Raw genomic sequence first — 8,641 nt, forward strand, 5'->3', positions numbered from 1 at the left:
GTCCGACAGCACTTGCCAACCGGTTGTTACCCACTCTCGGCAGTGGATCATAACTTTGTGGCGCACCGCATAGCTCGTCGCACGGGAGCACGCGGGGGCGCATGGCCGGATCTCGTGGTTGGCGTGCGCCGGGCTCACCGGCGGGCGGTGGCACACTCCCCCCATGACGCAAGCGCTCTCGTTCCCGCGGCAGTACGCCCGCACGCAGCGGTTCTCGCTCGGCGCCCCGCGCGCCTTCACCGTGTCGCCGGACGGCGGCCGGATCGTCTTCCTGCGCTCCCGTTCCGGCACCGACCGCTCGCACCTGCTGTGGGTGCTGGACCCGCAGTCGGGCGCCGAGCGGGTCGCGGCGGACCCCGGGGTGCTGCTGTCCGGCGCGGCGGAGGAACTGTCGCCGCAGGAGAGGGCGCGCCGGGAGCGCAGCCGGGAAGGTTCGGCGGGAATCGTCGGCTACGCGACCGACGACGCGGTGGAGCTGGCCGCGTTCGCCTTGTCCGGAAGGCTCTTCACGGCGGAGCTGCGGGCCGGCACGGCCCGGGAGATCGCCGTGCCGGGCCCCGTGGTGGACCCGCGTCCTTCGCCGGACGGCCGCCGGGTGGCCTACGTGGCGGACGGCGCGCTGCGCGTGGTGGACGCCGACGGCGGCGGGGACCGGGCGCTGGCCGAGCCCGAGGGACCGGACGTCGGCTACGGACTGGCGGAGTTCATCGCCGCCGAGGAGATGTCCCGCAGCCGCGGCTACTGGTGGGCCCCGGACGGTGCCTGCGTACTGGCGGCCCGCGTGGACGCGTCCCCGGTCCGCCGCTGGTGGATCGCCGACCCCGCGAACCCCGCGCAACCGCCCGCCGAGGTGGCCTACCCCGCCGCCGGCACCCCGAACGCCGAGGTCACGCTGGTCCTGCTGACGCTGGACGGGGCGGCGACGCCGGTGGAGTGGGACCGCGAGCGCTATCCGTACCTCGCTCAGGTGCACTGGTCGGCGGCGGGCCCGCCGTTGCTGCTGGTCCAGACCCGGGACCAGCGCGAGCAGCTGTACCTGACGGTGGACACCGCCACCGGCGGCACCCGGGAGGTGCACCGGGACAGCGATGAAATCTGGCTTGATCTTTTCCCCGGGGTGCCCGCCTGGCTGTCCGGCGAGCGCCTCGTGCGCATCTCCGACGAGAACGGCTCGCGAGCACTGTTCGTCGGTGAACAGCCGTGGACGGGACCGGAGTTGCACGTACGCGCGGTGCTCGGGACGGACGGCGACGGCGTCCTGCTGTCGGCCTCGGCGGGGCACGGCGCCAAGGACCCGGAGACCGGCGAGATCCATGTGTACCGCGCCGACGGAGGCCCCGCCGGAGCGGTCCGGCTGAGCGGCGGCCCGGGCGTGCACTCCGCGGTGCGCGCCGGGGCCGTGACGGTGCTGTCGTCCGCGTCGCTGGAGTCGGCCGCCACGACCGTCCGGGTGCTGCGGGACGGCGAGCCGGTGACGGAGATCGCCTCGCACGCCGAGACCCCTGTCCTCACCGCGCGCCCGGTGCTCGTCAGCGCCGGCGAGCGCGGCGTCCCGGCGGCGGTGCTGCTCCCCTCGGGGCACCGGGAGGGCGACGGGCCCCTGCCGGTGCTGATGGACCCGTACGGCGGACCGCACGGCCAGATGGTGGTGAGCGCCCAGCGCGGCTACCTGCAGGCGCAGTGGCTGGCCGACCAGGGCTTCGCGGTGGTCGTCGCGGACGGCCGGGGCACCCCCGGGCACTCCCCCGCCTGGGAGAAGGCGATCGCCGGCGACTTCGCGGGCGTCACACTCGACGACCAGGTCCACGTGCTGCACGCCCTGGCCGGCCACTACCCCCTGGACCTCACCCGGGTGGGCATCCGCGGCTGGTCGTACGGCGGGTACCTGGCGGCGCTCGCCGTGCTGCGCCGCCCGGACGTCTTCCACGCCGCGGTGGCGGGCGCGCCGGTCACCGACTGGCGGCTGTACGACACGCACTACACCGAGCGCTACCTCGGCCACCCCGAGGAGCGGCCGGCGGTGTACGCCGCCAACTCCCTGGTCACCGACGCCGGTCTGGCGGACCCGGCGGACGAGGTCCGGCCGCTGATGATCATCCACGGCCTCGCCGACGACAACGTGGTGGCCGCGCACACCCTGCGGCTGTCCTCCGCACTGCTGGCCGCGGGCCGCCCGCACGAGGTGCTCCCGCTGTCCGGGGTCACGCACATGACGCCGCAGGAGGAGGTCGCCGAGAACCTGCTCCTGCTCCAGGTCGCGTTCCTGAAGCGTTCCCTGGGCGTCGTGACAGGTTAGGGCGGGTCCTGCAGGTACGCCGCCCGCGCCTCGGAGGCGGGGCCGGGCGGCGGCGGCGGCTGCGGGTAGGAGCCGAAGACGGGGAGGACGGCGGTCTGCTCGTACAGGGGCATGGACAGGTTGTCCGCTGCCGTGGGGACCTCCGCCTCCACGTACGGATCGCCGCCCGGGACGCCCACCGCCGCCAGGTCGCCGGGGACGAGCAGCAGCGTCACCACCAGCGCGGCGCCCACCGCGAAGGCGGCGGCGAAGTCGTCGGCGCCCGGGGCGTCGATCCTCGAGGTGCCGATCACCGGGACCGCGGTCACGGCGAGCAGCCCGGCCACGCAGATGCCCAGCGGCCGGGCGAACGGGGCCCGTACGAAGGCGGCGAGGCCCGCGGCCGCGGCCAGGCCGGCCGTCGCCCAGACCAGCCACTCGTAGGGCGCCCCCAGTTGGGAGTCCACCAGGTAGCCGCCGCCCACGGTGCGCCAGAAGAAGCCCGGCGGCAGCGGCGCCGCCGGGTCCGACCGCCGGGAGAACTCCAGGACGCCGGTGATGAGCGCCACCACGAGCAGCAGCATCCCCGCCAGCACGCCCGCCGCGGGCCGTGGCGGGGCGGGCGCGTCCTCGCCGGTGCGCCGTACGACGACCAGCAGTACGAGGGCACCGGCGATCTGCCCGCCCGCGGTCACCAGCAGGGCTCCCTGCAGCCCGGGCGGGCTGCCGCCCGAGGAGGGGGCCAGGAGGTAGGCCGTGGGGGTGCGCAGCGCCAGGGTCAGCACCGCGGCCGCCCCGAGGACCCCGACGCCGCCGGGCTTGAGGGACGCGACCGCGGCGGCCACGTAGAGCCCGAGGAGCAGCAGGTCCACGGTGGAGGTCACCAACGGCGCCCCGCCGACGGGTACCGCAAGACCCGCCCACACCCTGACGGCGCCCTCCGCCCGGAACTGGACGAGGTCCTGGCCCAGCCAGGCCGCCTCGGCCGCCGCCAGGGCGGCACAGACCGTTCCTCCGAGCCGATACGCCTGCCGCATGGCCACCTCCCCGGCCCCTCCGGCAGCACTGTCCTTTGGCCTTCCGAGGGGATACGTACCGGGCCGGTCCAGCGTTCACCGCGGACGTACGGCGGCCGGCCGGGGCGATGTGTGATCACCCCGGCCGGCCCACGGCACCCGCACGGCCGTACGCTGCTCAGCGTGGCGCGTCCGTATATCGGTGATGCGTCGATCAAGTTGCCTGCGTGTAAAAGAATTTCATCCTGAATCCTCCGCATTCGCGGATGGACCGCAGGAGCTGTCAAGCACGCGTTCGCGACGATATCCAAAACCTTGCCCCAAGATAACCACGATCTCGTCTTCCGATCGCTTCACCCCCTTGACTGGCCGCCAAATCCATTGCCCAATACCGGCTAGCTAGCCACGGGCGTTCACATGCGCCACCAAAACTCCTTGGTGCGGGGGCAGATGACCATGTCCAGTCCGAGCACGGCCGCGAACCGGCCGGAACCCGTTCCGGCACAGGCGCCCGCCCCCGTCGAGGGCACCGGCAAGGAACCCTCCGAACTCGTCGGGCGCTCCCCGGGCCGGCTCGCCTGGCTGCGCTTCCGCCGCGACCGCACCGGAATGGTCTGCGCGGGCGTCGTGCTCTTCTACCTCGTCGTGGCGCTGGCAGCGCCGCTGATCTCCAAGGTGTACGGCAAGAACCCGTACGAGCTGTACGGCCAGGACCTCGGCCTGCTGAACAGCTACGGGATCCCGCTCAAGCCCAACGGCGGCATCGACGGCGACTTCTGGTTCGGGCTCGAACCCCAGCTCGGCCGCGACGTGTTCACCTTGCTGATCTACGGGATCCGCACCTCGCTGGGCATCGCCCTCGCCGTGACCACGGTCTCCGTCGTCGTCGGCGTGCTCATCGGGCTCGTCCAGGGCTACCTCGGCGGGCGCACCGACTACCTCATGGGCCGGTTCTCGGACCTGATGCTGTCCTTTCCGCAGCAGCTCTTCTTCATCGCCTTCACGCCGGTGATCGTGGCCCTGTTCGTCTCCCCCCGCGACGAGGAACCGACCTACGTGCGCATCGCGGCACTGGTCATCGTCCAGTTCGTCCTCGGCTGGATGAGCGTGGGCCGGCTGGTGCGCGCCCAGGTGCTGAGCCTGCGCGAGCGCGAGTTCATCGAGGCCGCGCGGATCAGCGGCGCCTCCTCCGCGCGGATCATCCGCAAGGAACTGCTGCCGAACATCTGGTCCACCATTCTGGTCCAGTCGACGCTGCTGCTCCCCGTGAACGTCACCGCCGAGGCGGGCCTTTCCTATCTCGGTGTCGGAATCCTGCCGCCCACCCCGGACTGGGGGCTGATGTTCCAGCAGGCCGCGGCGTACTACGAGTCCGACGTCACCTTCATGTTCTTCCCCGGCATCGCGATGGTGATCTTCGTGGTCGCCTTCAACCTGCTCGGGGATTCGGTCCGGGACGCACTCGATCCCAAGACCGTGCGCTAGGTGTCCAAGCCGCCGCGCCGGGCCCCTGTGGGGGGAGACCGGGCACGTCGGTATCCGCAGTTCGGTTCACTGACAGGCAGGGATCAATGAGAATTCGCAAGGCGCGTTACGCCTCCGCGTTCCTGGCGTTGGGGGCTCTGACGCTGTCCGCCGCGTGCAGCAGCGGTGGCGGCGGGGGGACGGGCACCGGCGGCGGCGAGGGCAAGCAGGCCACCGTGCAGAACTTCGGCATCGGCACGGCCGCCGACTCCAAGGGCCCCGCCCCGGAGGTCCCCGGGGCCAAGAAGGGCGGCACGGCGTACGACCTCGACCAGGCGGGCTTCGACTACCTGGACCCCGGCCAGCAGTACGTCAGTGACCAGTTGTCGGTGCAGTTGCTCTACAACCGCTCGCTCACCGGCTACAAGATCGACGCCAAGACCGGCAAGACGATCCTGGTCGGCGACCTCGCCACCGACACCGGCAAGTCCTCCGACGGCGCGAAGACCTGGACCTTCACCCTCAAGGAGGGCCTGAAGTTCGAGGACGGCACGCCGGTCACCTCCAAGGACGTCAAGTACGGCATCGAGCGGCTCTTCGCCGACTACCAGACACAGGGCCCGCAGTACATCCAGAAGTGGCTCTACGGCGCCGACTACCGCAAGGCGTACACCGGCCCCTACGAGGGCAAGGAGATCCCCGCCGACAAGATCGACACGCCGGACGACAAGACCATCGTCTTCCACTTCCTGGAGGCGCACGCCGACGCGCCCTACGCGGCCGCGATGCCGAACATCTCGCCGGTGCCGAAGGCCAAGGACGACAAGCAGAAGTACAACAACCACCCCGTCGCCACCGGCCCGTACAAGATCGCCAGCTACAAGCCGGGCAAGGAGCTGGTCTTCGAGCGCAACACCAACTGGGACCCGAAGAGCGACCCGATCCGCAACGCCTACCCGGACAGCTGGAACTTCCAGCTGGGCATCGCCGAGCCGGGCCTGACCAACCGGCTCGCCGCCGAGGACGGCAACGACAAGTACGCGGTGAACCTGTCCGGTTCCTCCGACCCGTCGAAGATGCAGACGCTGACGACGGACGCGCAGTACAAGTCGCGGACGGTGAACCAGTACCAGCCGTACGTCGAGGTCATCAACATCAACACCAAGCGGATCACCGATCCCAAGGTCCGTCAGGCGATCATGTACGCCTTCCCGATGACCCAGGTCCAGCAGGCCTTCGGCGGCGGCGCCCAGGGCGAGCTCGGCACCACCCTGCTCAGCCCGACGGTCGCCGGCTGGAAGAAGTACGACCCCTTCGGCAAGCTCGACAAGCCCACCGGTGACATCGAGAAGGCCAAGGAGCTGCTCAAGGAGGCCGGCGTCACCGGCAAGGTCAAGCTCTCCTACGCCTACGCCAACACCCCGCGCTGGCAGAACGTGTCGCTGACCATCGAGAAGGCCCTGGAGAAGGCCGGCTTCGACGTCCAGCGCAAGGCCATCGACCCGACCTCGTACTACACGGTCGTCGGCAAGCTCGACACTCCGTACGACATCTACCGCACCGGCTGGGGCGCGGACTGGCCCAGCGCCTCGACCGTGGTCCCGCCGACCATGGACGGCCGCAACCTCGCCGACGGCACCAACAACTACTCCTTCCTCAACGACGACCACGTCAACTCCGAGATCGACCGCATCCTGGCGATCACGGACATCGGGAAGCAGAACGACGAGTGGCGGACCCTGTCCGAGTCCGTGCTGAAGAACGACACGTCGCAGATCCCGTTCATCTTCGACAAGTACTTCAACATCCACGGCTCGGGCCTCGGCGGCGTCACCTACAACGAGGTCTACGGGACCATCAACCCCAACACGATCTTCGTCAAGCAGTAGTCCCCGCGCAGACACGCCGGTCCCGGCCTCTCCCCGGGCCGGGACCGGCGCCCCGACGGAACCGACGGAGAGCCTGACCCATGCTGCGTTTCCTGGTACGCCGTGTGCTGGGCGCGCTGGTCATCCTGCTGCTGATCAGCGCCATCACGTACTTCCTCTTCTTCTTCCTGCCGTCCGACCCGGCGCTGCTGTCCTGCGGCAAGAACTGCAGTCCGCAGAACGTGGCCCTGATCCGCAAGAACCTCGGCCTGGACCTGCCGATCTGGACCCAGTACTGGCACTTCATGGTCGGCATCTTCGCCGGCCGCGACATGCCCATCGGCCACTGCCCGGCGCCGTGCTTCGGCTACTCCTTCGCCGACCAGCAGCTCGTCTGGGACACGATCGCCGACCGCTACCCGACCACGCTGTCACTGGCGATCGGCGGTGCCACCGCCTTCCTGGTCATCGGCGTCGGTCTCGGCCTCATCTCGGCCTGGCAGCAGGGCAAGGCCTTCGACCGGATCGCCAGCGGCGTCTCGCTGGTCGGCAACTCCGTGCAGATCTACTTCCTCGGCCCGATCGCCATCGGCCTGTTCGCCAGCAGCTGGCACGTGCTGGACCGCGGCCACGACCCCGACTGGTCGCACGACCCGTGGGGTTCGGTGCAGGGGCTGATCCTGCCCTGCATGGTGATGTCGGTGATCTTCTGGTCCAACTACAGCCGCCAGACACGCTCGCTGATGGTGGAGCAGATGTCCGAGGACCACATCCGGGCCGCCCGCGCCAAGGGCATGTCCTCCCGCTACGTGTTCCTGCGGTACGCGCTGCGCGGGGCCGCCGCCTCCATCATCACCATCTTCGGCATCGACCTGAGCTCGGTCCTCGGCGGCGCGATCATCACCGAGGTCACCTTCGGACTGCACGGCCTCGGCCTGCTGTCCGTGCAGGCCGTGCTCCGCAGCGACCTGCCGCTGGAGATGGCCGTGATGCTGATCGGCGCCACGATCATCGTCGTCTGCAACATCGTCGTCGACGCCGCCTACGCCCTCATCGACCCGCGGATCAGGCTTTCGTGAGCCGGGACGCTCGCCGGCACGCAGAGGAGAAGCACCGTTGAACATCCTCACCAAGACCGAGGCGGGGCCGCCCGGGCCCGGGGACCCCGCGCCGTCCGGGCCGTTCCTGTCGGTCCGTGACCTGTACGTGCAGTTCGCCACCGAGGACGGCGTGGTCAAGGCCGTCGACGGACTCTCCTTCGACCTGGAGCGCGGCAGGACCCTGGGCATCGTCGGCGAGTCCGGCTCCGGCAAGTCGGTCACCAACCTGGCGGTCCTCGGTCTGCACAACCCCCGCAACACCACCATCCGCGGCGAGATCGTGCTGGACGGGCAGGAGCTGACGGGCGCCCCCGAACGGACCCTGGAACGACTGCGCGGCCGGAAGATGGCGATGATCTTCCAGGACTCGCTGACCGCGCTCTCCCCGTACTACACGGTCGGCCGGCAGATCGCCGAGCCGTACATGAAGCACATGGGCGCGTCCAAGAAGGCCGCCCGGGAGCGGGCGGTCGAGATGCTCGCCCGGGTGGGCATCCCGCAGCCGCGGCTGCGGGTGGACGACTTCCCGCACCAGTTCTCCGGGGGCATGCGGCAGCGCGCGATGATCGCGATGGCGCTGGTCTGCGACCCGGCGCTGGTCATCGCGGACGAGCCGACGACCGCCCTGGACGTCACCGTGCAGGCACAGATCCTCGACCTGCTGAAGGACCTGCAGCGGGAGACGGGCACGGCGATCGTCATCATCACCCACGACCTGGGCGTGGTGGCCAACACGGCGGACGACGTGATGGTGATGTACGCGGGGCGCTGCGTGGAGCGCGGCACCGTGCGCGAGATCCTGAAGACGCCCGAGCACCCCTACTCGTGGGGCCTGCTGGCCTCGATCCCTCGGCTGTCGGCGCCGGTGGACCTGCCCCTGTCCCCGATCCCCGGCACCCCGCCCAGCCTGCTCAACCC

The 8,641-nt window shown here is 70.5% G+C and carries 6 protein-coding genes; 5 read left to right on the plus strand and 1 reads right to left on the minus strand.

Going from position 1 to position 8,641, the window contains the following annotated elements; translation table 11 throughout:
* The first annotated feature begins 163 nt into the window (after positions 1–163).
* The gene (locus PV350_RS25425) at positions 164–2,296 is read left to right on the plus strand and encodes a S9 family peptidase (protein WP_499513771.1); all 2,133 of its coding nucleotides are present in this window, start codon (positions 164–166) and stop codon (positions 2,294–2,296) included.
* Here the strand turns inward: PV350_RS25425 and PV350_RS25430 are convergent.
* The gene (locus PV350_RS25430; protein WP_499513770.1) at positions 2,293–3,312 is read right to left on the minus strand and encodes a hypothetical protein; all 1,020 of its coding nucleotides are present in this window, start codon (positions 3,310–3,312) and stop codon (positions 2,293–2,295) included. The genes PV350_RS25425 and PV350_RS25430 overlap by 4 nt on opposite strands.
* 435 nt (positions 3,313–3,747) lie before the next feature.
* On the opposite strand from PV350_RS25430, the gene PV350_RS25435 reads away from it, so the two are divergent.
* The 4 genes from PV350_RS25435 to PV350_RS25450 form a co-directional block, all read left to right on the plus strand.
* Positions 3,748–4,776 carry an ABC transporter permease gene (locus PV350_RS25435; RefSeq protein WP_499513769.1) on the plus strand — a complete coding sequence of 343 codons (1,029 nt, stop codon included), beginning with the start codon at positions 3,748–3,750 and terminating at the stop codon, positions 4,774–4,776.
* Positions 4,777–4,862: 86 nt separating this feature from the next.
* Positions 4,863–6,644: an ABC transporter substrate-binding protein gene (locus tag PV350_RS25440; protein ID WP_499513768.1), complete on the plus strand. Its 1,782-nt coding sequence runs from the start codon at positions 4,863–4,865 to the stop codon at positions 6,642–6,644.
* An 80-nt stretch (positions 6,645–6,724) separates the two neighbouring features.
* A complete protein-coding gene (locus tag PV350_RS25445) occupies positions 6,725–7,702 on the plus strand; it encodes an ABC transporter permease (RefSeq protein WP_499513767.1) in 978 nt (325 codons plus the stop codon).
* Between the two features lie 37 nt (positions 7,703–7,739).
* Positions 7,740–8,641 (plus strand): ABC transporter ATP-binding protein (locus tag PV350_RS25450; protein ID WP_500336275.1); only part of this gene is annotated, 902 nt, incomplete at its 3' end.

The sequence above is a fragment of the Streptomyces sp. PA03-6a genome (assembly GCF_033792765.1).
Taxonomy (GTDB): Bacteria; Actinomycetota; Actinomycetes; order Streptomycetales; family Streptomycetaceae; genus Actinacidiphila.

Coding starts and splice junctions, on each gene's coding strand:
- PV350_RS25435 (WP_499513769.1), top strand. CDS start 3,748: ATGTCCAGTCCGAGCACGGCCGCGAACCGGCCGGAACCCGTTCCGGCA.
- PV350_RS25440 (WP_499513768.1), top strand. CDS start 4,863: ATGAGAATTCGCAAGGCGCGTTACGCCTCCGCGTTCCTGGCGTTGGGG.
- PV350_RS25425 (WP_499513771.1), top strand. CDS start 164: ATGACGCAAGCGCTCTCGTTCCCGCGGCAGTACGCCCGCACGCAGCGG.
- PV350_RS25445 (WP_499513767.1), top strand. CDS start 6,725: ATGCTGCGTTTCCTGGTACGCCGTGTGCTGGGCGCGCTGGTCATCCTG.
- PV350_RS25430 (WP_499513770.1), bottom strand. CDS start 3,312: ATGCGGCAGGCGTATCGGCTCGGAGGAACGGTCTGTGCCGCCCTGGCG.